The organism is Mesorhizobium temperatum (genome assembly GCF_002284575.1).
In the GTDB taxonomy this organism is placed as follows: domain Bacteria; phylum Pseudomonadota; class Alphaproteobacteria; order Rhizobiales; family Rhizobiaceae; genus Mesorhizobium; species Mesorhizobium temperatum.
In genome coordinates, this window is the sequence record NZ_NPKJ01000007.1 from 97953 (window position 1) to 123502 (window position 25550).

General features: G+C 61.4%; 21 protein-coding genes. 8 read left to right on the top strand and 13 right to left on the bottom strand.

Going from position 1 to position 25550, the window contains the following annotated elements; genetic code table 11:
* Position 1: 1 nt before the first annotated feature.
* The 6 genes from CIT26_RS01975 to CIT26_RS02000 form a co-directional block, all read right to left on the bottom strand.
* Positions 2 to 1543, bottom strand: a complete 1542-nt coding sequence (locus CIT26_RS01975) for a sugar ABC transporter ATP-binding protein (RefSeq protein ID WP_095490998.1) — start codon at positions 1541 to 1543, stop codon at positions 2 to 4.
* Positions 1544 to 1643: 100 nt separating this feature from the next.
* A complete protein-coding gene (locus CIT26_RS01980; protein WP_095490999.1) occupies positions 1644 to 2675 on the bottom strand; it encodes a substrate-binding domain-containing protein in 1032 nt (343 codons plus the stop codon).
* 585 nt (positions 2676 to 3260) lie between these two features.
* Complete coding sequence (locus tag CIT26_RS01985) at positions 3261 to 4355, bottom strand: LacI family DNA-binding transcriptional regulator (RefSeq protein WP_095491000.1); 1095 nt, start codon at positions 4353 to 4355, stop codon at positions 3261 to 3263.
* Between the two features lie 111 nt (positions 4356 to 4466).
* Complete coding sequence (locus CIT26_RS38165; protein WP_095491001.1) at positions 4467 to 5996, bottom strand: amino acid ABC transporter permease/ATP-binding protein; 1530 nt, start codon at positions 5994 to 5996, stop codon at positions 4467 to 4469.
* Between the two features lie 76 nt (positions 5997 to 6072).
* Entirely contained in the window at positions 6073 to 6909 is an 837-nt protein-coding gene (locus tag CIT26_RS01995; RefSeq protein ID WP_095491002.1) for an ABC transporter substrate-binding protein, read from the bottom strand.
* Between the two features lie 163 nt (positions 6910 to 7072).
* A complete protein-coding gene (locus CIT26_RS02000) occupies positions 7073 to 7939 on the bottom strand; it encodes a PfkB family carbohydrate kinase (protein ID WP_095491003.1) in 867 nt (288 codons plus the stop codon).
* A gap of 102 nt (positions 7940 to 8041) precedes the next feature.
* On the opposite strand from CIT26_RS02000, the gene CIT26_RS02005 reads away from it, so the two are divergent.
* Together CIT26_RS02005 and CIT26_RS02010 are read left to right on the top strand one after the other, a co-directional pair.
* Positions 8042 to 9043 carry an SIS domain-containing protein gene (locus CIT26_RS02005; protein ID WP_095491004.1) on the top strand — a complete coding sequence of 334 codons (1002 nt, stop codon included), beginning with the start codon at positions 8042 to 8044 and terminating at the stop codon, positions 9041 to 9043.
* 64 nt (positions 9044 to 9107) lie between these two features.
* Complete coding sequence (locus CIT26_RS02010; protein ID WP_095491005.1) at positions 9108 to 10235, top strand: NAD(P)/FAD-dependent oxidoreductase; 1128 nt, start codon at positions 9108 to 9110, stop codon at positions 10233 to 10235.
* A gap of 165 nt (positions 10236 to 10400) precedes the next feature.
* On the opposite strand, the gene CIT26_RS38425 is transcribed toward CIT26_RS02010, so the two are convergent.
* Positions 10401 to 10862 (bottom strand): hypothetical protein, encoded by a 462-nt coding sequence (locus CIT26_RS38425; RefSeq protein ID WP_342586980.1) that lies wholly within the window; start codon positions 10860 to 10862, stop codon positions 10401 to 10403.
* Between CIT26_RS38425 and CIT26_RS02015 the strand changes: the two genes are divergently transcribed.
* Genes CIT26_RS02015 through CIT26_RS02035 form a run of 5 tightly spaced genes read left to right on the top strand, consistent with a single transcriptional unit; the run spans position 10797 to position 17399 of the window.
* On the top strand, positions 10797 to 12236 hold the full coding sequence (locus CIT26_RS02015) for an IucA/IucC family protein (RefSeq protein WP_342586979.1): 1440 nt from the start codon (positions 10797 to 10799) through the stop codon (positions 12234 to 12236). The two genes, CIT26_RS38425 and CIT26_RS02015, sit on opposite strands and share 66 nt — an antisense overlap.
* On the top strand, positions 12220 to 13929 hold the full coding sequence (locus CIT26_RS02020) for an IucA/IucC family protein (RefSeq protein WP_095491007.1): 1710 nt from the start codon (positions 12220 to 12222) through the stop codon (positions 13927 to 13929). Before CIT26_RS02015 ends, CIT26_RS02020 begins: the two co-directional genes overlap by 17 nt.
* A 13-nt stretch (positions 13930 to 13942) precedes the next feature.
* On the top strand, positions 13943 to 15214 hold the full coding sequence (locus CIT26_RS02025) for an AMP-binding protein (protein WP_095491008.1): 1272 nt from the start codon (positions 13943 to 13945) through the stop codon (positions 15212 to 15214).
* Positions 15214 to 16557, top strand: coding sequence for a DUF6005 family protein (locus tag CIT26_RS02030; RefSeq protein ID WP_095491036.1), 1344 nt, complete (start codon positions 15214 to 15216; stop codon positions 16555 to 16557). The genes CIT26_RS02025 and CIT26_RS02030 overlap by 1 nt, the downstream gene beginning before the upstream one ends.
* On the top strand, positions 16554 to 17399 hold the full coding sequence (locus CIT26_RS02035) for a sugar phosphate isomerase/epimerase family protein (protein ID WP_095491009.1): 846 nt from the start codon (positions 16554 to 16556) through the stop codon (positions 17397 to 17399). The genes CIT26_RS02030 and CIT26_RS02035 overlap by 4 nt, the downstream gene beginning before the upstream one ends.
* Positions 17400 to 17465: 66 nt before the next feature.
* Here the strand turns inward: CIT26_RS02035 and CIT26_RS02040 are convergent, their stop codons facing one another.
* The 6 genes from CIT26_RS02040 to CIT26_RS02065 all read right to left on the bottom strand — a co-directional run bounded on the left by CIT26_RS02040 (position 17466) and on the right by CIT26_RS02065 (position 23662).
* Positions 17466 to 19565, bottom strand: coding sequence for a TonB-dependent receptor domain-containing protein (locus tag CIT26_RS02040; RefSeq protein ID WP_095491010.1), 2100 nt, complete (start codon positions 19563 to 19565; stop codon positions 17466 to 17468).
* A gap of 188 nt (positions 19566 to 19753) precedes the next feature.
* Positions 19754 to 20512, bottom strand: a complete 759-nt coding sequence (locus tag CIT26_RS02045; RefSeq protein WP_095491011.1) for an iron ABC transporter ATP-binding protein — start codon at positions 20510 to 20512, stop codon at positions 19754 to 19756.
* The gene (locus tag CIT26_RS02050) at positions 20509 to 21483 is read right to left on the bottom strand and encodes an iron chelate uptake ABC transporter family permease subunit (RefSeq protein WP_095491012.1); all 975 of its coding nucleotides are present in this window, start codon (positions 21481 to 21483) and stop codon (positions 20509 to 20511) included. The genes CIT26_RS02045 and CIT26_RS02050 overlap by 4 nt, the downstream gene beginning before the upstream one ends.
* Positions 21476 to 22456, bottom strand: coding sequence for an ABC transporter permease (locus CIT26_RS02055; RefSeq protein ID WP_095491013.1), 981 nt, complete (start codon positions 22454 to 22456; stop codon positions 21476 to 21478). Before CIT26_RS02055 ends, CIT26_RS02050 begins: the two co-directional genes overlap by 8 nt.
* Positions 22453 to 23355, bottom strand: a complete 903-nt coding sequence (locus CIT26_RS02060) for a siderophore ABC transporter substrate-binding protein (RefSeq protein WP_095491014.1) — start codon at positions 23353 to 23355, stop codon at positions 22453 to 22455. The genes CIT26_RS02055 and CIT26_RS02060 overlap by 4 nt, the downstream gene beginning before the upstream one ends.
* Before the next feature lie 25 nt (positions 23356 to 23380).
* Positions 23381 to 23662 (bottom strand): DUF2218 domain-containing protein, encoded by a 282-nt coding sequence (locus CIT26_RS02065; protein ID WP_095491015.1) that lies wholly within the window; start codon positions 23660 to 23662, stop codon positions 23381 to 23383.
* Between the two features lie 161 nt (positions 23663 to 23823).
* Here CIT26_RS02065 and CIT26_RS02070 point away from each other — a divergent pair, with 161 nt between their 5' ends.
* Positions 23824 to 25533 (top strand): ABC transporter ATP-binding protein, encoded by a 1710-nt coding sequence (locus tag CIT26_RS02070; RefSeq protein WP_095491016.1) that lies wholly within the window; start codon positions 23824 to 23826, stop codon positions 25531 to 25533.
* Positions 25534 to 25550 lie beyond the last annotated feature (17 nt).

Below are 25550 nucleotides of genomic sequence, written 5' to 3' on the forward strand. Positions count from 1 at the left end.
TCTAAGCGACATTCTGAACATGCCTTGCGTTTGATCGCTGCTGGCGGACACCCGAAGCCAGCAGCATGATCGCCTCTTCGGTCAATTCGTCCGCCCCCAGTTCGCCGACGATGGCACCTTCGCGTATGACAAGCACCCGGTCGCTGAGCCCGATCAATTCCGGAAGCTCGGATGAAATCACGATAACGCCAACGCCCTGCTCGGCGAGGTCGCGAAGCAGGCGATGAATTTCCACTTTGGCGCCGACGTCGACCCCGCGTGTGGGCTCGTCCAGAATGACCACTTTGGGGCCGACCGAAAGAAGCCTGGCGATGGCGACTTTCTGCTGATTGCCACCGCTAAGCGTCGACACCTGTGTCTCGATGCCGCCCATGCGCACACCGTGGCGCTCCACCAGGTCGCTGGCTTGCTTTGCCTCGGCGCGGCGATCGAGCAGCCCAAGCGGTGTGGTCAGTTTCCGAAGGTCCAGCGCGGAAATGTTCGAGGCAACCGACAGGTCCAGGAACAGGCCAGACGCCTTGCGGTCCTCAGAGAGGTAGACCAGGCCCGCGCGCACCGCATCGCTGTAGGTCCTGATGCTGACCGGCTTGCCATTGAGTTCGACCGATCCCGACACCTTCGGGCGCAAGCCGCAAACGGTCTGAACCATCTCGCTGCGGCCAGCGCCAATCAATCCGCCGATGCCAAGAATTTCGCCTGCACCAAGCGTGAAGCTGATGCCGTCGGGACCCTCTCGATAGGAGAGATTCCCGACCGACAGCACAGGGCGGCCCGTGCGCCGTTCAGGCGAGAGCTTTTGCGGATAGAGCTGCGTGATTTCGCGCCCGACCATCTTGCGCACGACCTCTTTGGGAGTGACCGAAGCGATAAAATCGGTCGCTACATATCTGCCGTCACGAAACACCGTGACGCGGTCGCACAGGCTGAAGATCTCGGCCATGCGGTGGCTGATGTAGACAATTGAAATTCCGCGCGCCTTGAGATCGCGGACGATTGCGAAAAGGCGCTGCGCCTCGGTCTCGGTCAGGGCGGCTGTCGGCTCGTCGAGCATCAGCACCCGGCATTCGAGCGTCAGCGCTTTGGCGATTTCCACAAGTTGCTGGTTGGAAATCGAAAGGTCGGCGACCGGTGTCTCAACCGGGATCGGTGCCAGCAGGTCCATTATCTTCTGCGCATCGGCGTAGAGCCGGCGAAAACTCATCAGCGGCGCGCGCCGATTGTTTATGGCCGCCATGAGGATATTTTCGGCGACCGTGGCATCCTGGCACAGCGCGATTTCCTGATGGACGAGGCCTATGCCAAGCCGCTGCGCGACGGATGGCGATGCGATGGTGACGTCCCTGCCTTCGAGACGAATGGTGCCGTCGTCGGGCTGCACAATGCCGGCGATGATATTCATCAGCGTGGACTTGCCCGCGCCATTCTCGCCGCACAGCGCGTGAATTTCGCCTCGCTGCAGCGTGAAATCGACCTCGGTCAGCGCTTTGATGGCGCCGAAGGATTTCGATATGTCGCGGATTTCAAGAATGGCGGCGGCAGTCACTCCGTCCCCCTAGTGTTGATGTGGCGGTTGGGTCGGCGGGGCGCGAGCGCGCCCCGTCCGGTTCGAGCATTTCTCCGAAGAGCCCCAAAGGCGGTGGGACTTATTCCTCGATGCCCTTGGTGCCGCGCCGCGTGAGGTAGGCATCCCAATAGAAATCGTCGGCGTTTTCCGCAGTGACGATGGAAAAGCCGTTGTCGACGAAAGGCACGCCCATGCCGTTGAATCCCGACCGCCGGGCGTCGTTCATCGGATCGATCAACTCAGGATGCTTGGCCAGCCACAGCAGCATGAACCCCATATAGCCCTGCATGCCCTGGTTCGGATTGACTGAACCAAAGATTTCGCCGGCCTTGATCATATCGAGGATCTTGGCGTTGACGTCGGCCAGCATAACCCGGATCTTGCCGCCGCCTTCCTTCGCGGCCTGCGCGGCGCCGATTGCCGAGTTGGCTTCCGGCATGAACACCGCGCCCAGTTCGGGATGCGCCTGGGCAAGGCTGAGCACAGCCTGATAGGCCTTCGTCGCATCCTGGTTCGACGCCGCGCGGCCGACGAGCTTCATATCCGGCCATTTGGCTTCCATGCGGGCGATGAAGGCGGCGATGCGCTTATCGTGATTATCCTGTCCGGGATTTTCGAGGACTGCGTATTCGCCCTTGCCGTCCATCGCCTTGGCGACTGCATCGGCGGCATAGGTGCCCTCGGCGACGTTGTCGGAGGTGATGTAGGATACTCGTTTGGAGTTGGGCGAATCTGCGGCGAATGTGACCACTGCCGTTCCCTGGTCTATGGCCCGATTGATTGGCTCGATGAATGGATCGGAGTTCATCGGATGCACCAGGATGCCAGCCGGCTTCTGAGCCAGCGCCTGGTCGAATGTCGCTATCTGTTTGTTCACATCGTATTCGGGCGTTCCGGTGTATTCGGTCTCGCAACCGAACTGCTGTCCAGCCTGCTTGAACATCTCGTAGACCGGGAACCAATATTCGACGCCCGAAACCATGACGTTCATGACGTATTTTTCACCCGGCTCGCACTTGAACGGGTTAGCGGCCTGAGCCGCGGCGTGGGTTGCCCCCAACACTGTGGTGGCTGCTGCCGAAATGGCGAGCATGCTCAAAAATTTGCGCAAGAGTCCTCCCTCGGCCGAAGCCTGGTCAATTGGGCGGCCTGACACTTACGTGCCGCCGCTTGTGGTTGCTGACACCGAACCTCCTCCCGAGGCCCAGCAGCTGATCATTCGCAGGAGTTGGCTCGAGTGTCAATAAAATTCACATGCAGAAATATATTTCACACCTGCTTGGTGCACTCGGCCGACCCAGACAACCTCGGTTCGCTATCGCAGCGGATGCGCCACGGAACTAAGCCGTTCGCGCGATAGATCGCGGCGGGCCCACTAGTACTGGCAAAGCGGCGCAGTATTCCTGTTGACGTCGATCATTTCGGCCGCTGTGAGGGCCGAGTCCATAGTAACGCGTAGCCAACAGCACCATCGACACGCTGTAGTTTATGCAATTTTTCAATGCGATGACTAGCACAGATGGGACGCCAGTGTTGGCGAACGAACGAGCCGGGCAAGCTCAGTTCAGCGTTTCAAACTGACCTGGCGATGTCTTCCAGAATGACGTACGACCGTTTTAGGTCAACGCAGCCACGGCTTGAATGTCAGGGACGCGCCTGCTTGCCATTCCGGGACCTCAGATCGTCCAGCCTGCAGTTAGACATGCACCGCAATTGAATTACGCTCCACCAGGCGGGCCGTCAGGACACGGTGCTCGAAAGGTAAGGTGGCCTCCACCAGCCTCTTCAAGAGAAGCTCCGCCGCCGCCGCTCCAATCAAATGCGCTGGCTGCGCGATGGCTGTGATACCTTGGGCCACGAACTGCATCCAGTCGAGATCGTCGAAGCAAAGCAGCGAAACGCCTCCTGGAATCGCAAGCTTCAGTGCGGAAGTCGCCTCCAGAACGCCTGTCGACATCACACCGTCGGCGGTAAATAGAGCGGACGGCGCATTGCGCATCGTCAGCAGATCGAGCGCCTCCTTGCGGGCTGCCTCGCTAGAATAGACCGCCACGCGGCGGATCAATTGCAGATCCGGCTCGATACCTGCGGCACGATGAGCTTCCAGATAACCCAACAGCCGTTGCCAGCTTGGATGGTGGTAGCGAACGTCGGCGCTGGAGAGATCAACGTTCGCCACAAACGAGCCGACATCATCGCGCTGGCCCGGACCTAGTTCGGCCAGTATGCCGATGCGGCTGTGTCCGGCCTCGATCATCGCAGCGATGCTGCTGCGCGTCACAGACACGTTGTCGACCACCACGGAATCGGTTTCCAGGCCCGCCACGACGCGGTCGAACTGCACCACGGGACAGCGGGCCGCGACTGCCTCACGAAGATGATCCGGCTCATCCACGAAGGTCGACGAGACGATCAACCCGTCGACCTGCTTTTCCAGCAGCAGTTGCACCGCCTCTCGCTCGAGTTCGGCATTTTCGTCACTATTCGTAACGATAACCCCGAAGCCGCCACGGCGCGCGACATCCCCTATTCCGCGCAGCACGCTCGCGTAGAATGGGCTTTCGATATCGCCGACTACAACTCCGATAGTCTGCGTCTTTCCGGTGATCAGACCTTTTGCCAGGCGATTGGGGCGATAGCCCAGCGCAGCTGCGGCGGCGCGCACCTTCTCCTGAACCTCGGGGCTGCTGTAGCCGTAGTCACCAAGCACACGCCCCGCCGTGGCGGAGCTGACCCCGGCCCGGCGAGCGACCTCTATGATGGTTGCGTTTTTCGACGATCTTTGAATCACTCAGCAAGCCCCCGCCGCCCATTCGTGCGTCGTAAAGACGAGCTAGTGGCAGTTAGGCCCACCCCGCAAGCCCGAACACCGCAGCACTCGCCGTTGCACACACCATTGCAATCACAGCACCTCAGACAGAAAGCGCCGAAGACGTGGGCTTTGCGGATTGTCGAAAAGGTCCTCTGGTCGCCCTGCCTCGACAATCCGCCCCTCGTCCATGAACACGACCTGGTTTGCAACCTTGCGAGCGAAGTTCATCTCGTGCGTAACGACCACCATCGTCATCCCGCCCCGTCCGAGGTCGGCCATCAAGTTTAGGACACCCTTCACCAATTCCGGATCGAGAGCACTGGTGACTTCGTCGAACAGCATGACTTCGGGCTCGAGGGCTAGGGCGCGCGCGATGGCCACCCGCTGCTGCTGTCCGCCCGAAAGATTTGCCGGCCGATGGTCTTTGCGCTCCAAGAGTCCCACTTCATGCAGCCTCGCTAAGGCCGCGCGCTCAGCCTCCTGGCGCGACATGCCTTTTACCTTGCGCAACGCCAGGGTGATGTTGGCGAGCGCACTGCGGTCGGGGAACAAGTTGAATTGCTGGAAAACCATGCCGACACGCCGCCGGAGTTGGTCAGGGGTCTGCTTGTAGATGCTTTCACCATCGAGCAGGATGTCTCCGGCTCGACACTCGACGAGGCGGTTGAGGCAACGCAGCAAGGTCGACTTGCCCGAGCCGGATGGCCCGATCAGGCAGGTGACCGTCCCGGGCTCCACTTTCAGACTGACGTCATGGAGCACCTGGACGGCACCGTAGGCCATGTCGATATTCTTGACCTCGATGCTGCCGCCCTTGAAGCGGGTGGGCGCGGCTGCGGGCGACTTCCCTGCGCCCGGCACGCCGGCTTCCGCAAGCTCGGCGACTTCCTTGAGGCCGCTCTGCACGCCGGTGATACGCTTGCCGACGCGCATGCGCGCGTCGATGTAGTTGACGAGGTGGGTTAGCGGCACCGTGATCACGAGATAGAACACGCCGGCCAGCAAGAGCGGTGACAGGTTGCCGGTTAGCACGGCCTGGTCTTGGCCGACGCGGAACAGTTCGCGTTCGGAGGCGAGCAGGCCAAGGAAATAGACCAGGCTGGAGTCCTTGACGTTGCCGATGAACTGGTTGACCAGTGCCGGCAGGACGCGGCGGATGCCTTGCGGGATCACCACCAGGCGCATGCCTTGGCCATACGTCATTCCGAGAGTGCGGGTGGCGTCGATCTGACCACGCTCGACGCTCTGAATGCCGGCCCGAAAAATTTCTCCGATGTAGGCGCCGGCAATAAGGCTGAGTGCAAGAATGCCCAGCGGATAAGGCGATGGACCGAACAGGTCCCGGCCCAACCGCGCGAAGCCTTGGCCAATGATCAGAATGGTGACAATGGCGGGAAGCCCACGGAAGATATCGGTGTAGACCCGCGCGAGGAGTTTCAGCGGCCGGTTCTCGGAAATCCCCATCACGGCGAGAACGATACCGATCAGCGTCCCGAAAAACGTCGAGGCCACGGCCAGGATCAGGGTGTTCTTGAGGCCGACCATCACCATGTTTGGCAGAACTTCTGCCATCGCCTGGAAATCAAGGAAGCTGCGGGCGAAGGTGTCGAACCAGCTCATATCAAGTCCATCTATAACTCGGCCGGGCACCGTTGCTCACGGGCCCGGCCGGAAAACACAGCGAAGTCGCTCGAATTCACTTCTTGGGCAGATATTGATCCGGCATGGGGGTGCCCGCGAACCATTTTTCGTGCAGCCGTTTCCAAGTGCCATCGTCCATGGCCTCGCGCAGTGCCTTGTTTAGCGCCTCACGGAAGGCATCGTTGCCCTTCTTGACCACGAACCCGGCTGGCGCATCGAAGGACGGCACGTTCATGGTTATCTTCAGGTTCTTATAGCGTTCTACATACTGCTTGGCCGACTCATAGTCGGTGAAATGGCCATCGATCGTCCCGTTGTTCAGCGCGGCCACCGCGGTGTTGTTGTCGGGGAACTTGACGATGTCGCCCTTCAATTTCTTCTCGGCATAGATTTCCTGCAGCGTTCCCTGGATCACGCCGATGCGCTTTCCGGCGGTGCTCTCATTGCTCGTCAGAGCTGGATCAGCCGAAATGATCGAAAGGTAGCCCGCGAGATAGCCGTCGCCAAAATCCACGGTCTTTTTGCGCTCCGCGGTCGTGCCAATGGCGGCGACAGCGACGTCGAAGCGGCCGTTGGCAACGGATGGCAGCAGCGCCGAGAATTCCTGGCCGGTGAAGACGACCTGCTCCTCCTTGAACCCGAGCCGGCCCGCCACGTCGCGGAAGAGTTCAGCGTCGAAGCCCGTGAAGTTACCGTTGGCGTCGGTGAAGACGTAGGGTTTCGCATCGCCCATGGTTCCGACGCTGATCACCGTCGGGTCGATGAGGTTGTAGGGGTTGTCGGCCGCTTTTGCCTGCTTTGACGAGGCCAATGTGCTAAATCCTGTCACCAACGCGATAGTCAGCGCCAGACCGCATTTCGCCAGTTGGCGCCTGCTTGAACTCGTTTGCATGTCTTCTCCTCTTACGATTGGCCGAACCCAGCCCTTGCGATCCCACTCGACGTCTGATTCATCAAAACGCTCTTTGGTGGCGTTCAGTTAGATGAATGAGAACGTTATCACTTCATCTAGCATTGTCCGTTTCTCGCGTCAATTGTTCCGGAGGATTTCGCAGCTAGACGGTTTTTCCGTCTTGAACGTGACCCGCTCCGCGGAGGATCTCCGGCGTCATCTTCCCTATATCTATTGCTGACGCATGGCCGATCGCCCCGTAGTACTGGCAGGTAGCGGCCGCCGCCTCAGCGGCATGGCGGAGAATGTCCTGAGGCGCCTCTTCGTTAAGCAGGCCGAATAGCGTTCTGGCGATGAAGGTGTCGCCCGCGCCCAGGGTGTCGACGGGTTCGACCAGCCGCGCCGGGGTGCGGTAGGAGACGGTGTCGCTGTGAAGCACCGCGCCGGCTCGACCACGAGTCACCAGAACCCACTTTGAACCACATGCAAGCAGCTCGGATGCAATTGCAGCCAATTCATTGTCGTCGAGACCGTCACCCGAGACGGAGGCCAGATAGCAATAGCGCCCAATCTCGCGCCGGTGTTCCGGTTCCCGCCGCGTGGAGAAATCATAAGATAACAGGGATTTACCCGAGACTGCGGCAACCCACGGGTCTAACCCGCTGGACTGGCCTATATGGACGGCCTGAAAGCCTGAGAGAAAATCCAGATCTTCTTGCGTCGGCGTGAACGTTGAGACGCCGAGATCGAAATCCACGAAAATCCGATCGGCGTTTCGGTGACCTATGAGGCAGTAAGCGGTCGACCCTTCGAGGCGCCGCAATCGGGTGAGGTCTACACGCTCTGACGCCAGTGCCGTGTGGATCAAGTCCCCGGCCCGGTCTTTGCCGATCGCTCCCACATAGGCCGACTGCCCGCCGAAGCGGCTCACATAGACCGAGACATTGAGGCAGTTTCCGCCAGGAAACATCTCGCCGCGAGTAAGATAACAATCGACCACGTTATCGCCGATCGTGGCAATCTTGACCATTGCATGACTTTCAGTTTAAAGGATGTGATAACGTTCACACAGTCAATGCTGTCTGTCAATTATGCGCCCGCCCCAAGCTTTGCCAGCGAGACGAGGAAGCTCATGATTTCCGCCCTGCCCGCCGACGTAGAACGCGCCCTGACCGCTACGGCGGGCAGGCGGTTTTCGCACCTCTTTCTCGTGGCGTGCGGCGGCTCGCTCTCGATCATGATGGCAGGCAAATACTTCCTCGACCGCCACAGTGGCACATTCGCCTGCGACATCTACAACGCGGATGAGTTCGTCTGCCGAGATCCGCGGCGGTTGGGATCTGACACGCTCGTGGTTCTTTGCTCGCAGACAGGAACCACCAAGGAGACCGTACGGGCGGCCAATCACGCAAAAGACCGAGGCGCAACGACAATCGGCATGACGCTCGACCAAACATCGCCCCTCGCGCGGGCGGTCGACCACCCGATTGCCTACCAGGCCTCGTATACGACGGGCAAAGCAATCAATGCAGCCTACAGCAATTACGGCGTGCTCTACATGCTGCTCGCCGGTTTGATGGATGCTCGGGAGGACGGCGGGCTAACCGACGACCTGCTGATCAGCCTGAGCCATCTTCAACCGGCCATCGAGCGCGCGCACCGGGCCTACGCTGACCGGTTCGAGACCTTCGCCGCTCGCTTCGCATCTCGAGAGGCAATCTACACACTAGCCAGCGGTGCCAGCTACGGTGCGGCCTATTCCTACGCCATCTGCGTGCTCATGGAAATGCAGTGGTACGACTCGCAGGCAATACACGCAAACGAGTTCTTTCATGGCCCATTCGAAGTGGTGGATAGGGATGCTTGCTTCGTGGTCCTGCTGGGTTTGGACGAAACGCGGAGCCTTTCCGAACGTGCCCGTGATTTCCTTATCAAGTACGGCAGCCGGGAAAACATCCTGGTGCTCGATGGGGCGGAACTCGACCTCGGCGGTATGTCCGAACATATCAAACCCTATCTCGTGCCTTTGGTCTTCTTCGACACTCTATGGCGTTTTGCCTACAAGCTGGCAGGTCTGCGCGATCGGCCGATGCTCGAGGGTAGGCGCTACATGAAGAAGCTGTCGGACTACTAGTTCCGCCGCGCTTTGTAGCGATCTAGCATTTTCCGGCCCATCTTCTGCGTAGAAGGATTTCTCTATGACTGCATCCCGAAAGCCGCGCCATGTCGTCGTTGTCGGCGCAGGCATCTTTGGCACCTCAACTGCGCTGCACCTCGCCCGCCTTGGCTTTGATGTGACGATTGTCAACGACGGCGCGCCGTCCAACGGTGCATCCGGCCGTTCACTTTCCTGGCTGAACTCAGCGCGACGCGCAGACACTGCCTATCACCGCTTGAGGCTTGCAGGCGTCGACCGTTATCGGACCCTGGCCGCCACCAGGCCGAAAACCGCGTCCTGGCTTCGCTTTGACGGCGGCCTCACCTGGGATGCGGATGATGAGGCGAACCAGATCGCGTCCATCTGGCAGCTGGAGCAGGATATTGGTTATGACGCGCTTCTGCTCGGCCCTGCCGAAGTTGGCGCAGTGACGCCCGGGGTCAATGCCGGTGCCGTCACCCCGCAGGGCGCCATTTTCAATCCTGGCGAAGGATGGGTTGACCTGCCCTCTTTGATCGATCTGCTGCTCAATGAATTCCGCTCGCGCGGCGGCAAGCTTGTTCAGGACGCTGGACGCGCGCGGATAGTTGCCACAGGTGGTCGCGCACGTGGCGTCGTCACTGCTGGCGGTGCGGCGGTCGAGGCGGATGCAGTGGTCCTTGCCGTTGGGCCAGCGACGCCTACCATGCTTGCGGAGATCGGAGTCCATGTTCCCGACGCCACGCCGATTTCACTTCTCTTGAAGACCAAGCCGATCAAGACCGACCTCCGTGCCGTGCTGAATACGCCGCGCGTGGCGGTGCGCCCGACGCCGGATGGCGCACTTGTTTTGGATTCGGCATGGTCCGAGGAAGAAGTCGTGGTCAACTCGGACGACACCTACACCGTGCTCGACAAAACCGTCAAAGGACTGCTCGACGAAGCTAGCGCCGTGCTCGAAGGCAATCCGCGGCTCCAACTCGCTACCTACGCCGTTGGCCCGAAGCCTATCCCCGGCGATGGCGAGCCGGTGCTTGGCTCCGTCGAGACCGTCGCCGATCTTCACGTCGCCTTTAGCCACAGCGGCGCCACGCTTGGACTGATCGTCGGCGAATTGCTAGCCAAAGAAATCGCCTCCGGCAATCCGCACCCCATGCTTGCTGCCTTCCGCGCCAACCGTTTCGGCTGAAAGGGCAATCGCGGCCGAGGACGAACTGTCCAGATAAGCCGCGCTGGCATTGCCCAGATGACCGCCTTCGGAGGTTGATCCGCGCACCTGACTAGGATAACATGACAATCGTAGTTTAGTTTTAGCCGCGGCCGCAGCAAGGCTGGCCCTTCACGCGCGGCGCCATCAAAACCTTTGAAACTCAGCACAGAGCGCCTGCGCGGCGTCTGTGTGACATGGCGTCCGCAACGAATGATCGACAAGAATCAGATTGCAGCAGAACAGGCAACGTTTCGAGCCTTCGCAAACAGCTATCTGCGAGAGCTGAATTCCGGGATTCCCGTATTCCACCGCATTGGAGAACGGAATTTCGATTGCGTGGAGATTTCCCTGCCGTCGCGGCATGTAGTCCTGCGTATCGAAATCAAATCCCGATCGCTTTTCGGAATGCACCTCTTTGGACAGATATGGATGCGTCAGGATGCCGGTCCGAACTGGCACGAGATAGAGCCGATCCTGGCCGTGCATCTGCTTGTGCTGGAAGCCCGAGAATCCGGACCGGCCGCGCACCGACAGGCCGACGTGGAGCTTCTCGAACGGATTCTTCAGAGCTGTCAGGCGACGAAACGTTACCTCGACGCCGCCCATCGGGCGCCGCCCCTGGTCGGCTTTATAGCCGCGGAGCAATCCCTGTATTTCGGACATCCGCTGCATCCGACGCCCAAGAGCCTGCAAGGCATGTCGAACTGGCAGCAGGATGTTTATGCCCCCGAATTGCGCGGCGGTTTCCAGCTGACCTATTTCGCCGCCGCTGCCCACCTCGTCCGCGAGGATTCCGCCGGCATCGCGGTGACCTCGATCGTCAGGTCACTGCTGGGGAATGACGCTGGCAAGGTCGCCGCAGGTAACGGCGAGATGCTCCTGCCCATGCATCCGCTTCAGGCGCAAGCATTGATGCTCGACCCGGCGGTGCGCGGGCTCATGGATTCAGAGCAGATCCGGTATCTCGGTCCGGCAGGGCCGTTGTTCACGGCGACTTCCTCGGTACGCACCGTTTACAGCGATGACGCCGCCTGGATGCCGAAATTCTCGCTGCCCGTCCGCATCACCAACTCCAAGCGCGTTAACAGGCGGCACGAGCTGGAGGCCGGCGTTGCGGTGGCGCGCCTGTTCGCATGCGCCGGGATCGACACGTTCGAGCCGCGCCTCGGCTTTCTCCATGACAGCGCCTACGTGACGCTGGACATTTCCGGACAGGCCGAGAGCGGTTTCGAAGTCATCTTCCGTGAAAACCCGTTCCAAGGCCGCGCCGACGATCCCGTGATAACCGTTTCGGCACTGACGGCCGAACCATGTCCCGGGCACAGCTCGTTGTTCGAAAACGTCGTCCGGCGCGTCGCGCAGGATCATGATATCTCTGTGCGGCAGGCGTGCCGTCGCTGGTTCGAATGCTATCTCGACTGTGTGCTCGATCCGCTGGTCAAACTCTACGACCGGTTCGGCGTCGCGCTGGAAGCGCATCAGCAGAACAGCTTGCTGGACCTTTCGCAGCACGGGCTGCCTAGCCGATACCTCTATCGCGACAGCCAGGGATTCTACCTCTCGAACAGTTTCAAGGCCCGGTGGTATGGCCTGGTGCCTGAGGTTGTCCAGATCCGCAGCCTCTTCTTCGATGACCGTGACATTCGCGAGCGGCTCTCCTATTACCTCATCGTCAACCAGATCTTCTCGGTCGTCGCGCGCGCCGGACATGACGGCTTGGCAAGCGAGGCCGAACTGCTCGGCATCCTGCGTGCGCGGCTCAAAAAGCTGGCGGGAGAGCTCACTGGCGCGGGCGGGGAATTCGCGTCCAGCCTGCTGGACAAGCCGCACATCACCGCAAAGGCCAACCTGGCAATCCGGCTGCAGGATGTCGATGAACTGGCCGAGGGCGGCAGCGCCATCTACACGCATTTTCCCAATCCACTGAGCCGTGTCGGGCTGTTCATGGCCGCGGAGCAGGCACATGCCATTGCCTCTTGATCTCCACGGCATCCCCGAGCTGCGTGTGATGCGCCAGCTCGCGGAAGCCCTGGTCTATGAGGGCCTGGTCGACTGCGCGGTGTCGCGAGGCGGCGGGAAATCCCGCTTCGAATGGTGCTGCGACGGTGCCACGATACGCTGCGAGGGATCGATCGGCGCCTTCGGCCGGATCAGGATCGCCCCCGAAACGATCGTGCGGGGCTGCGGCGGCCAATGGCGGCCGGCGACGCTCGGCGATCTCCTTGCGAGCATAGACACCTGCCCCGAACGGCGTGCGCAACTCACATCCGAACTGGATCGGACGCTTGATTTCAGCGCCTGGAACAAAAGCAACCTCCGGCCCAGACCGCGCCGCGATCTCCCATTTGCGCAACTCGACAGCGCGATCGACGAGGGTCATCCCTATCATCCGTGTTTCAAGGCGCGCACCGGCTTCGATTACACCGACCACGCCGCGTACGGCCCGGAAGCAGGCAACGCCTTCCAGCTGGCCTGGCTGGCGGTCGCGCCCGAACGTCTGCACTCGGCGTTTCCCACGGACGAGCAGGCTTTCTGGATGCACGAACTCGGCGCCGAAACCTACGCGCTGCTGGACGAGCGCCGTGCCAGACTCGGCGACGATGCACGGCGGTTCGGCCTGATGCCGCTGCACCCCTGGCAATGGAAAGCGTTGCAGGGCTCGGAACTGTCGCGCTGGCTGGCGGAGGGCTCCGCCAGTTTCCTCGGCCAGGCCGGCGATCGCTACACCGCCAGCCAATCCGTGCGGACGCTTTTTAATCGCGACCACCCGCGACGCGCTAATCTCAAACTGCCGATGAATCTCGTCAACTCGTCGGCCAAGCGCATCATCGAACCGCATTCGGTGTGCAGCGCGCCGGCGATCAGCCGCTGGCTCAAGGACATTGTCGCCAGCGATTCGCTGTTCGAGACACGCTACCCGCTCACGATCCTCGGCGAATATGCCGGCACGATCGCAGATCGGGAAGGACCGCTGGCAGGACAGATCGCCGCGATTTGGCGGGAGGACGTTACGAGCAGCCTCAAGCCCGGCGAAACCGCCGTGCCTCTCAACGCGCTGATGGCCATGGAGAGCGACAGCCGGCCGTTCGTCGCGGACTGGATCGAGCGGTACGGGCTGGACGCCTGGCTCGACAGGCTTGTGGCTACGGTGGTGATGCCCGTTTATCACCTGCTCGTCGGCCATGGCATCGCGACGGAAGCGCATGGCCAGAACCTGATACTGATCCACCGCGACGGCTGGCCAGTAAGGCTGGCGATGCGCGACTTCCACGACAGCGTCGAATATGTGCCGGGCTTCCTGCGCGATCCCGATACTGTTCCCGACTTCTTCGCCTTGAACCCCGCCTATCGCGACGCTGCGCCCAACCAGTACTACTGGATGGAGAGCGCCGATCTGCTCGGCGAACTCTGCCTGGACGCCCTGTTCGTCTACAACCTCGCCGAGATCTCGCATCTGCTGCGGCACTGTTACGGTCTCGACGAAGACGGCTTCTGGTCGGACATCGGCAGGCGATTGCGCGACCATAGCCGGCAGTTCGGACTGACGCACCGGCAAGCCGCACTTGGCCTTTTCCAGCCACGCATCCGCACGGAATCGCTGCTGCGGCGGAAGCTCTCGCCACCGGGCACCGAATGCGCTCACGAAATTCCAAACAGCCTTGCAGTCGCGTAAGGAGACAGAGAACATGATCGCAATCAACGACACGGTCTTTGATCAGACCTATTTCCGCCATGCGGCGGACCGCATGGCGGCTGAGGCGCAACTCGACAAGCGCGCAGGCGACCGTTTTGCGGTCTGTTTCTCCGCGGCGCAGGATTGGCTGGCGTTCTTCTTTGCCGCGCGCGCGGCCGGTGCCAGCGTGCTGCCGCTGCATCCCTCGACACCATATGCCGCGGCGCGCCGGCAGGCAGAGACGGCGAAGTGCAACTGGCTTTTCTACAACCGGCTGGAAGGCGAGCCGATCTGCGAGGAGCGCGCGAGCGAAGCTGGACAGCTGCTGCAGATGAGTTCTGGCACGACCGGCGAGCCGAAATGCATCGCGCGCGCCTGGAGCGAGATAGACGACGAGATCGAGAGCTATACCTCGACGTTTGTCGAGCCACAGGACATGACCCCGTTGATCGCCGGGCCAACCTCCCATTCCTACGGCTTGATCTGCGGCGTGCTGGTGGCGCTGAAGCGCGGCCAGTCGCCCGCCGTACTGGACACAGGGAACCCCAAATTCCTGCTGCGCAAGCTGCGCGAAACGGAGCGCCCCTACCTGATCTCGTCGCCGGCCATCTTGCATACGCTCGCCAGGCTATTGCCGTCTGGCGAGCATATCCACGCAACGATGACATCCGGCACCCTCTTACCCGAATCCTGGTTCAGGCAGATCAGGGCCAAATCAAAATACATGTTCCAGCAGTACGGCTGCTCGGAGGCCGGCTGCATCGCGATCAACCCGGATGTGCAAGCTGCTAATGAAGTCGGCTATGTGCTGCCGCGCTTCTCGTTGCGTGACGCCGGGACGGCCGGCGACCCGAAGGAAATTACCGTCGAGCGCAAGGACGTGGCGGTCGAGACGCGCGACCTCGGCTATCGCCGCGACGACGGCATGCTGGTCTTCCTGTCGCGTCTCGACGACCTGATCAACGTCTCGGGCCTCAACGTCTATCCAAAGGAAGTCGAGGACGTGGTCATGACGTTCGCCCGCATTGGCGACGCCGTCGTCTTCCGCAAGCAGGATGCATTCGCGGGCGAGCGCGTCGCGCTTTTGTTCAGCGCCGAACATGCGGTCGACCGGACGCAGCTTCGGCAATGGTGCGCCGAGCGGCTTGCAGCACACCAGATGCCAACTGAAATCCTTCAGGTGGAGCGGATCCCGCGCCAAGCGAACGGCAAGATCAGCCGGCGCGACGTGGCCGCGCGCTACGGTGCGGGCGAATTCGGGCCGGTACGGACGGAGGCGGCATGATGACCTACGATCAAATACTCGACGCAATCGGGACCATCCTGCGCGACAAGCTCGACAACCAGCACATCGATGCCTTTGCGCCGCAAGCCAGGCTGAACGAGGACTTGTATCTCGACTCCGTGCTCATTCTCGAGATCATGCTGGCTCTCGAACTCGACCACGGTGTCGCGCTGCCCGAGGATGTGATCAGTCGCCAGGATTTGGACACTGTGGACGACCTGGCGCGGCTGTTCGTCAAGGCGCCGGAACCAAGTGGAACACTGGTGAAGCCCGCAAAAGAGCTTGTTCTCGCTCGCGCCGAAAGAGAAGCGGCCGAGCAGATCGGCGTGCATGGCGAGGACTTCGTCGACATCAAGGTCCATTGCTTCGTCAGCAATGTCTGTCACGCGGTGAAGCAAAGGCAGCTTGACCATCGACCCTTCTTCTTCGGCGTCTGGGATGCGGGTTTCGCCGTCGATAAAAGCTGGCGGCTGGCGTATCACGCGTCTGAAATCAACCACGACTTCTTCCGCGATTGGTTCGAGCGCCTGTATGGCGCCAAGGTTCGCCAATGGTATCGGCCGGGCGCTACGAAGGAAGAGAACCTGGCGACGATGCTGGAGCTTTTGGAGCGCAAAAAGGAGAGCGAGTACCTGATGGTCATGCTCGATCTCTTCCACCTGCCGGAGCGCGAGAACAAGTTCAACCAGAATCCATTCCCGCACTATTTGATGCTGGAATACACCGAGGATCCGGCGGTTTGGATGGTCCTCGACCCGGATTTCCGCTGGGAAGGCAGGATCGAGAAGCAGAAAGTCATCAACGCAATCATGCAGCCGACCGTTGCCGGCGGCTTCATCTTTGACGCTGCCGACATCAGGAAGCCGTCGGCCGTCGATCTGCGCGACTATTTCCTTGCCTGTTTTCATGAGGACGACAATCTTTTGACGCGTGCCACGCGCGAGGTCGTCCGAGCGCATTTGGAAGGCTGCGACGGCTTGCAACTGGCCGAATTGTCGACGGCGCTGCGCGAGCTGCCGGTCATCTCGATCCGCAAATACGCGCTGGAGCACGGCTTTGCCTTTTTCTGGCGATCGCTGCAGCTTTCCAACGCCGAGTTCGACACGATCTGCGACGACATCGAATCCTTGATCCAGGAATTCAAGGCGCTTCACTACGCCATCATGAAGCTCAGCCAGACAGGTAACGAAGCACTGGCGGCGCGGGTGTTTGAAAAACTCGATGTTCTGGACGCGATCGAGCGCTCGCTGAAGCGCCGTCTCGCCCAAACCTATCGGGTGTGGTGCGACACGCGCGGCTTCCTGCACGCCCCACGCCACGATGTCGAGGACGCCGTCGCATGAGGCTGTCGCTCTGCACGATCACGTTCCGCCATCATCTGCTGTCGCTGGAGGACATCGCGCGATGGGCGGCGGCGAACGACTTCCAGGGCATCGAACTCTGGGGAGCACACGCGCGCAATATGCAGCATATGACCGATCGCAACGCCGACTGGATGGCGGTATTCGGCCTTTCGGTGCCGATGCTCAGCGACTATCTGCCTCTCGATGAGGATTTGGCGTCGCTGCGTCACGCCACGTCGAACCTCTGCCGCCTGGCCGGCCGCTGGGGCGCCCGCAAGGTGCGTACGTTCGCCGGCAAGTCGGCAAGCCGGGACACCTCGCCAGAAGCGCGCTGGCGACTGTCGGCGCGGCTCAAGGACGCCTGCATGATAGCGCAGGACCAGGGTTGCGAGATACTGGTGGAGACACATCCAGGAACGCTTGCCGATACGCTGTCGTCGACGCAGCGCCTGCTCGAGGAGGTCGATCATCCTGCGCTGGGGATCAATTTCGACACTTTGCACGTCTGGGAAGGTGGTGACGATCCGGTCGCCGCGCATCGCGCGCTGTTGCCGCATATCCGGCACTATCATCTGAAGAATGTACGCTCGCGTGCCGACCTCGCCGTCTTCGAGCCGGCAAACGTCTATGCCGCGGCCGGAAAGCGGGCGGGCATGACCGCGCTTTTCGATGGCGCGGTGGACTATCTGCAATTCTTCGATGAGTTGTTCGAGCGCGAGGAGGTAGATGCCTCGCTGGAATGGTTCGGCGGCGACTGCTTCAACATACTCGCCAACGACGCCCGCAACATGCATCTCCTCAAGGCCGATCGCGACGCGCCGATCCGCGCCGGCGTCGCTTGAGCATCGAAGGCGAACATCGTTTTGGCAGCCGGCGTGGGCAATTGCCCACGCCGACGTTTTCCAACGTCAGAACCGTGCCGTTGCGCTCAGCCGGAACGAGCGGCCGGGATCGTAGTGCGGCATCACACCGGCGAAATCCTGCCCGTAGGCGGCGCGATCGGTGTAGGTCTCGTCGAAGATGTTGAGCGCGTCGGCGCGCAGCGTGAAGTTCGGCTTTGAAGGCGGCGTCCACTCGAGGTAGGCGTTCACCACCTCATAGCCCGGCAGTTCCTTCTTTGCGCTTGCCGGATCGGTCGAATGCCGCACCAGGGTCCTGTCGGTCTTCAAGGCGATTTCGATGTCGCCACCGACTTTGACGCCCCAATCGTCGAACGTGTAGCCGGCGCCGATCATCACGATTTGACCGAGAGGTGTCGTCAAATAGCGGCCGATTTCCGTGTCAGCCGGCTCGCCGTCGACGTCGGCATTGATGTCGGCATATTTCAGGCTGACGAAGCCGGAGTCCCAATCATAGCGGCCGCCGATTTCCCAGCCCTTGGAAACGAGGTCGAGCGTTCGGATCGATGTATTCCCGGGAAGGTATGGCTCGCGCCCGTAGACCGGCAGGCGTGCGCTGTCGACGTTCGTACGGAACACGTTGGCCTCGAAGGTGAAGCCGCTGTAACGCATTTCGAGCCCCGCAGTGTAGTTGTCGGACGTCACCGGCTCCGGGCCGTCGCCATAGGTCCAGAGTGGGTTCTGGATAAAATTCTCCGCCAGCGGAACACCGCCCCAGACATGCGAGGTGCCGGCCTTGACGGTCAGGAACTCCGGCACAAGATCGTATTCGCCGGAAATGTTGCCACTCAGGCCCGCGTTGTTCCAATCCGAATCGTCGACGCCGGTGAACCATTGATGGTCTCCACGTGCGCCGAAGGAGATCCTCGCCCGATCGAACGGCTCCAGGCGAGCCTGGGCATAGGCGCCGACGTTGCTGGCGCGTTCGCCGGCAAATTCGAAGAACCCGGGAAAACGCGATTCCAGTGCGGCCTTGTCGCTGTAGAAATCGAAACCCGCGGTGACGCTTCCGACGTCGAGCGAAAAGCGGTTTTCGACCTTGCCGTTGAAGCTGCTCGTTTCTCCAAAGGCTGGCCCAGTGACACCTGCCTGGGGACCGCGAGGGGCTGTAACTTCTGTGCCCAGTTCGGTCCGGGAATATGCAAGCACGACCTTCGGATCCCACCAGCCTTCCGGTGAGGTGTCGGTATATGTGAAAACCGTATTCTGTCGGCGCAGATCGTAGTTACGGGTCACCGGCTCCGCGCCATTATCGATATAGACGTTGGCGCGATAGGGGCGCAGCGCGTCGTCGCGGACCTGCTCGTGGCTGAGCTCGAAACGATGGCCCTCGACACTCTCGTAAGCGACCTTGGCGAGTCCGCTGATGAGATCGGTGCCGGTCCCCGGCATCTCCTCGCCGTTGCCGGCGGTGAAGTTGCCGCCACGGCCGTAGTTGATGTAGCCGAGATACTCGAACCCGTCCTGCTGGCCGAAGGCGCTCACGCCGGTGGTGAATGTTTCGCTGTTGGTATCCCAAATGCCGGTGACGAAACCGCCGAAATTGCGGCCAGGTTCGAGCAGATCAACGGCGTCCTTGGTCTCGAATCCAAGCGAACCCGCGAGCGCGCCCGGACCGGCATCGGCCGGCGCAACGCCTGCCTGCACTGACGCTGCCTTCAGCAGTGCCGGGTCGAGCAGATAGGTGCCGTTGTGGTGGAACACCTTGTTGTTTTGTCGTGACCCGTCGACAGTCACGGCCAGATTGTTCTCATCGACGCCATTGACGTAGATCTTCTGCGTGCTGGGGATCGCACCGCCGACGGCGATCTGCGGTTCACCGGAGAATACCTCCCTCAAATCCTGCGGTTTCTTGCGGTCGATCTCCTGCTGGTCGATGGTGATCAGGTTGGCGCCGGCCGTCGCGTTGGCGCCCGCCCCCACGTCGAGGACGAGAATCGTGTCGAGTTGCGTACCCCCAGCGGGAGCTTGGCTGTCTTCATTTTCTTCGGTGGCGCTCGTCCTGGCTTCCGTTTCTGGGACGGGGGCAGACTGCGCCAGCGCGTCGGGACACAAGAAGATGGACATCGCGGTGCTGACGGTCAGCGCTCGCAACAGATCGGATGACATCGGCTAAATCCCCTCGATTACGGTAGCCCCGGCTGGCGCGAACCGCGCCTGTAGGACTGCCTTAACCCATCGGTTGCGCTGTCGCAATAAACTTGATAGTAAAAATCCAGTTTTATGCAAGCCATTGTAACTGTTGTGCTCTTCGAGCGCCGCAGCCGCGGAAGCATTCTCAGGCGTGGTGCAGATTCTCAGGCGTGGTGCAGGACGGTCAGCCGACCGGCGACGTTTTCGACCCGCATCGAGAAGCCAAAAATGCTCTCCAGTATGTCCGGCCGGATGACGTCACCGGTCTCGCCCATTGCGACAACGGCGCCATCCTTCATCGCGACGACACGGTCGGCGTACGAGGCTGCATGATTGATGTCGTGGAGTACGATAAGCACGGTCTTGCCGTGCTCGTCGGCGATGCGTCTCAGCGTCCGCATGAGATTTCTTGCATGAAACATGTCGAGATTGTTCAGCGGCTCGTCGAGAAGGATGTAATCCGTTCCCTGGCAGAAGGTCATGGCGACGAGGGCGCGCTGCCGTTGCCCGCCTGACAAAGTGTCGATGAAGCGCAGCGCCAGGTCGCTGAGATCGAACTGCTCGAGCGACGCCGCGATGATTTCACGGTCTTCCGCCGTCAGCCGCCCGCGGTGATGCGGGAAACGACCGAACCCCACCAGTTCAACGACGCGCAGGCGGCTTACGACGCCGGGATCCTGTCGCAGGATGGCCATGATCTTGGCCAACTGCCGGCTCGGCGTCGTATCGACCGGCAGCCCGTCGACTGTGATGCGGCCGCTTTGCAGAGGTCGCAGGCGGGCGATCAACGACAACAGGCTGGATTTGCCGGCGCCATTCGGTCCGACAAGCGCCGTGACGCCGCCCTTCGGCACTGTCAGGCTGACATTATCCAAAATGCGGCTGCCGCCAAGAGCCAGGGAGACGCCTGCAATCTCGATCATCGCCGGCCCCCGGCAAACAGAATGGCAAGGAATACGATGCCGCCGGCAAATTCCACGACGATGCCGAGGCTGCCTTCCCCGCCCAGAGCGTGCTGGAGGATTGTCTGGCCGCCCACGAGCACGATTATCGCCGTGAACGCGGCTGCCGGCAGAAGGATGGCGTGCCGGTTGGTGCCGACGATGCGCTCAGTGAGCGAAACCACCAGCAGGCCCAGGAAGGCCATCGGCCCAACCAGCGCCGTCGACGCCGATACGAGCGCGGCGACGAGAACCAGCAGCCCGGCAGCCGTGCCGCGCCACGCCACGCCGAGCCCGATGGCTGTGTCGGTGCCCAGCGCGAGCACATCGAGAACATGTCGCGCCCGCCAGGCGATGGCGACACCCGCCACGGTGATCACGCCAGCCAACAGCAGGAGACCGGGTTCCACCGTATTGAAGCTGGCGAAGACCGCACCTTGCAGCACGGCGAAATCGTTCGGATCCAGCAGCCGCGCCAGCAATGTCGTCAGCGATCGGAACAGCACGCCCAGCACGACGCCCGTCAGCAGCATCAGCGTCAGGTCGAAACGCCGGCGAAGCATCGGCAGAAACAGCGCCAGCGCGAGGCTCGTCATTACGGTGAAATTGCCGAGGAAGTGCAGGCGGGGATCGATGCCGGCAAAGCCGAAACCGCTCAGCGAAAACACAAGCGCGGTCTGGCAAAAGACGTAGAGCGAATCCAGCCCCATAATCGATGGAGTGATGATGCGGTTGGCGCAAACGGTCTGAAACACGACCGTCGAAACCGCCACCGCGACGCCGACCAGAACCATCGCTGCCAGCCGCAGGGCACGCAGCTCGATCACGAAGGCGAGATCGCCGCGCAGGCCGATCGTCATGAACGCCGCGCCGACCACCACTGCGGCCGCCGCCATCGTCGCGAGGCGGCCCTCGTGCCGCACCAGGCCGCGTTGCATCGCGACTTCAGTCATTGCTGTTTCGGCCAAGCAGCAGGACGAGGAAAAGCACCGCCCCGACGACGCCCAGGATCGTGCCGACCGGAACCTCGTAAGGAAAACGGATGAGCCTGCCAATGATATCGCAGGCAAGCCCCAACGCTGCGCCGCCGCCGGCGACCCATGGCAAGGTGTGGCGCAGGTTTTCACCAGCGAAGCGCGATATGATGTTGGGCGCGACAAGGCCGACGAACGGGATCGTTCCGACAACGACCACGGTCAGCGCGGTGATGGCCGAGACGATGACCAGGCCGAGCCGAAGCATCCCGGTATAGTTCAGACCGAGCCCTATGCTGACGTCCCTGCCCAGCGAAAGCATCGTCAGGCGGTCGGCTGTCCACCAGGCCAATACGACGAGTGCGCCCGCAACCCACAACAGTTCATAACGCCCGCGCAGGACGCCGGAAAACTCGCCCGTCATCCACACTTCGAGATACTGCAGAAGATCGAGGTGCCATGCGGCAAAGGTCGCGGCAGCGCCGATGACGCCGCCATAGACCAATCCGAACAGCGGAACAAGAAAAGGTTGTGTTGGCGGCAGCCTATGCGCGAGCATGAGAAAAACGGATGTCCCGGCGAGAGCGGTGACGGCCGCGCCGGCCGCTTTCCATCCAAGCGACGCATCGGGCCACACGAGCGTCACGACCAGTATGCCGAGCGCCGCGGATTGCGCGGTTCCCGCTGTCGACGGCTCGACGAAACGGTTGCGGGCAAGCGTCTGCATCACAAGCCCTGCGATGGCCAAGGCGCTGCCGGCCAGAAGTGCCGCCAACGTCCTCGGCAAGCGGCTGATCATGATCAGCCGCAACGCTTCCGGGTCTGCAGCCAGACTGCCTATGGCAAGCTCGCCGACGCCGACGAACAGACTGGCCACAAAGAGCGCCAGCAGGGTTGCGGCGCCGATTGCCTGATAAGCGAAGCCTTGAGAGCCAAGCGATCCGGCGGTCATTGGGTCCGCGAGAAAGCGTCACGAATGGTCTTAAGCACGCGCTTCGTCGACTGGACGCCGCCTGCAGCGATGTAGAAATCGGCTGCCGGCATGTAGACCACCTGCCCTTTCTTCCAGGCCGTGGTTTCGGCCACCAGTTCATTGGCGAGCGTCGCCCTGGCATTCTGCTCCCCCGAACCGATCGCCGCGGCGCGATCGAGCACGATAAGCCAGTCCGGATTGGCGTCGCGGATGAACTCGAAGGAGATCGCTTCGCCGTGGGTGGCGGCCTCAACATCCTCGACGGCCGGCGTGAGTTGGAGTGCCGAATGCAGCCAACCGAAGCGGGACTCCTTGCCGTAGGCGGTCACTTTCGGGCCGCTGGTCATCAGGACCAGCGCCGTGCCCTTGCCCTTGACGGCGGCACGTGTCGACAAGAGCGCGTCATCGAGTTCCGAAGCAAGCGCCGCCGCCTCGGCCGGCTTGCCGACGAGAGCGCCGTAAGCCGTCAGGCGCTGCCTTGCCTGCGCGAACAGGTCATCGCCGTCCATCGTCATATCGATGCTCTGCGCAATCCGGCTCGTCGCCGCCAGTTGCGGCGAGGAGCGCCCGCCGACAATGATGAGGTCCGGCGCAAGCGCGCTCAGGGCCTCCAGATCGGGCTCGAAGAGGGTGCCGACGATTTCCGCACGGTCCTTCAATCCTGCGAGTTCGGGCACATAGAGCTTATCGGGCAGACCGGCGATCTTCACGCCCAGGCTGTTCAACGTATCGACTGCCGCAATGTCGAACACCGCGAGCGTTTGCGGCGTCTTTCCGACCGTCACCGGGCATTTCGCGGTTTCGATCTCGGTTGCGAACGCCTGAACGAGGAAAAGCGCCAGTGCCGGCAACGCCAGGACCGACTTGAGCCATCTCATGAGCATGCTCCGTGTCGATGACGATTCAATCGCGCCAGGCCAGTGGCTGCAGATTTTCGCGGAAGGCGAACCGGACGAGATGCGATTCGATGACCTTGGTCTCGGTCAATGCACCGGTGTCGGCCGCTTCCACCACTATGTCCAGCCCTTCGAGACCGGCATTCATGGTAGCAGTGCCGCAGGAAAACCGGCACTGCCCATGCCCATCGTTATAAGCGACGTCCACCTTGTGCACGAAATGTTTGCAAAGCTGCTGGAGATATTTGCCCGCATTCGGTGTTTCGCAGCGCGTGGTTGCAGTCAGCATAGAGACCTCATAATATGATATTTACACTCCACTTATCGTAAGCTATCCCTCCAGACAAGGTCGGCCTCATGAGCAGTCGCCCGCATGAATGCCTGTGGCGACAGGCCCTCGTCAGCCATGCTCCTGGCAGTCCAGACCTTCGAACCAGAAAAAGCGTTCCAATGCTGCTTAGGTTTTTCTCCTACTACCGCCCCTGGAAGGCTCTGTTCATCCTGGATTTCTGCTGCGCGGTTCTGTCCGGCCTGCTGGAGCTCGGGTTCCCGATGGCGGTCAAGCTGTTCGTCGACGAACTGCTGCCGACTCAGCAATGGCTGCTGATCCTTGCTGCGTCGGCCGGCCTGCTTGCCATCTATGCGGTGAACACCGGACTGATGGCGGTCGTGGTTTACTGGGGTCATATGCTCGGCATCAATATCGAGACCGAGATGCGCCGGAAGAGCTTCGATCACCTGCAGAAGCTCTCGTTCCGCTTCTATGACAATCATAAGACCGGTCACCTCATCGCCCGGGTCACCAAGGACCTGGAGGAAATCGGCGAGGTTGCCCACCATGGCCCGGAAGACCTGTTCATCGCGATCATGACGTTCTTCGGCGCTTTCGCGCTGATGTTCCTGGTCAATCCGCAGCTTGCACTGATTACGGCGGCAATTGTTCCGCTCGTCGCTTGGGTGACAAGCCGCTATGGCGCGCGCATGACGCGCAACTGGCAGGCGCTTTATGGGCGGGTCGGCGATTTCAACGTTCGCATCGAGGAGAACGTCGGCGGCATGCGGGTGGTGCAGGCTTTCGCCAATGAAGACCACGAGCGCAACCTGTTCGCGCGTGACAACGCCAGCTACCGCAAGACCAAGCTCGATGCCTATCGCATCATGGCCGCCAGTACGTCGCTGAGCTACATGAGCATGCGGTTGATCCAACTGGTGGTGATGATCGCCGGAAGCTACCTCGTGCTGCGTGGCGAACTTTCCAGTGGCGGCTTCGTTGGCTTCCTGCTCCTGGTCAACGTGTTCTTCCGGCCGATCGACAAGATCAATTCGGTGATCGAAACCTATCCGAAAGGCATCGCAGGATTTCGCCGCTATGCAGCTCTCCTCGACACTGAGCCTGATATCGCGGATCGGCCTGGTGCTGTTGACACACCGACGCTGCAAGGTGACATCAGCTACCGCGATGTCAGCTTCGGCTATAGCGGCGAACGGCCGGTCTTGAAGAACATCAATCTCGACATCGCAGCAGGACAAACCATCGCCTTCGTCGGGCCGTCCGGCGCCGGCAAGACGACCCTGTGCTCGCTGCTGCCGCGTTTTTACGAAGTCGACAGCGGCGCCATCACCGTCGACGGTCTGGACATCCGCGACATGACACTGGCCTCGTTGCGCGGCCAGATCGGTATCGTGCAGCAGGACGTGTTCCTGTTTGGCGGTACGATCCGCGAGAACATCGCCTACGGCCGGCTGGACGCGGTCGAGAGCGAAATCGTCGAGGCCGCGCGCCGCGCGCGCCTCCACGACCTCATCGCCTCTCTGCCGGAAGGCCTCGATACGATCATTGGCGAGCGTGGCGTAAAGCTTTCGGGCGGTCAGAAGCAGCGGCTGGCAATCGCGCGCATGTTCCTGAAGAACCCGACAATCCTCATCCTGGACGAGGCGACGTCGGCACTCGACACGCGGACCGAGCGGGAAATCCAGCAGTCGCTGGCAGAGCTTGCGCAGGGCCGAACGACACTGGTGATCGCGCACCGGCTGGCGACGATTCGCAATGCCGATCGCATCGTGGTGGTCGCCGATACCGGCATCGTCGAACAAGGTCCGCATGATGAACTGGTGGCGCTTGGCGGTGCTTACTCACGACTGGGCGCGGCTCCGGACTGACGACGCAGATCTCAAAG

What these genes read in the sequence shown, in the direction of transcription:
- CIT26_RS38165 (WP_095491001.1), bottom strand. Translation starts at nt 5,996, where the DNA reads ATGAGCTGGTTCGACACCTTCGCCCGCAGCTTCCTTGATTTCCAGGCG.
- CIT26_RS01995 (WP_095491002.1), bottom strand. Translation starts at nt 6,909, where the DNA reads ATGCAAACGAGTTCAAGCAGGCGCCAACTGGCGAAATGCGGTCTGGCG.
- CIT26_RS02000 (WP_095491003.1), bottom strand. Translation starts at nt 7,939, where the DNA reads ATGGTCAAGATTGCCACGATCGGCGATAACGTGGTCGATTGTTATCTT.
- CIT26_RS02005 (WP_095491004.1), top strand. Translation starts at nt 8,042, where the DNA reads ATGATTTCCGCCCTGCCCGCCGACGTAGAACGCGCCCTGACCGCTACG.
- CIT26_RS02010 (WP_095491005.1), top strand. Translation starts at nt 9,108, where the DNA reads ATGACTGCATCCCGAAAGCCGCGCCATGTCGTCGTTGTCGGCGCAGGC.
- CIT26_RS38425 (WP_342586980.1), bottom strand. Translation starts at nt 10,862, where the DNA reads ATGGGCGGCGTCGAGGTAACGTTTCGTCGCCTGACAGCTCTGAAGAAT.
- CIT26_RS02020 (WP_095491007.1), top strand. Translation starts at nt 12,220, where the DNA reads ATGCCATTGCCTCTTGATCTCCACGGCATCCCCGAGCTGCGTGTGATG.
- CIT26_RS02025 (WP_095491008.1), top strand. Translation starts at nt 13,943, where the DNA reads ATGATCGCAATCAACGACACGGTCTTTGATCAGACCTATTTCCGCCAT.
- CIT26_RS02030 (WP_095491036.1), top strand. Translation starts at nt 15,214, where the DNA reads ATGACCTACGATCAAATACTCGACGCAATCGGGACCATCCTGCGCGAC.
- CIT26_RS02035 (WP_095491009.1), top strand. Translation starts at nt 16,554, where the DNA reads ATGAGGCTGTCGCTCTGCACGATCACGTTCCGCCATCATCTGCTGTCG.
- CIT26_RS02040 (WP_095491010.1), bottom strand. Translation starts at nt 19,565, where the DNA reads ATGTCATCCGATCTGTTGCGAGCGCTGACCGTCAGCACCGCGATGTCC.
- CIT26_RS02045 (WP_095491011.1), bottom strand. Translation starts at nt 20,512, where the DNA reads ATGATCGAGATTGCAGGCGTCTCCCTGGCTCTTGGCGGCAGCCGCATT.
- CIT26_RS02050 (WP_095491012.1), bottom strand. Translation starts at nt 21,483, where the DNA reads ATGACTGAAGTCGCGATGCAACGCGGCCTGGTGCGGCACGAGGGCCGC.
- CIT26_RS02055 (WP_095491013.1), bottom strand. Translation starts at nt 22,456, where the DNA reads ATGACCGCCGGATCGCTTGGCTCTCAAGGCTTCGCTTATCAGGCAATC.
- CIT26_RS02060 (WP_095491014.1), bottom strand. Translation starts at nt 23,355, where the DNA reads ATGAGATGGCTCAAGTCGGTCCTGGCGTTGCCGGCACTGGCGCTTTTC.
- CIT26_RS02065 (WP_095491015.1), bottom strand. Translation starts at nt 23,662, where the DNA reads ATGCTGACTGCAACCACGCGCTGCGAAACACCGAATGCGGGCAAATAT.
- CIT26_RS02070 (WP_095491016.1), top strand. Translation starts at nt 23,824, where the DNA reads ATGCTGCTTAGGTTTTTCTCCTACTACCGCCCCTGGAAGGCTCTGTTC.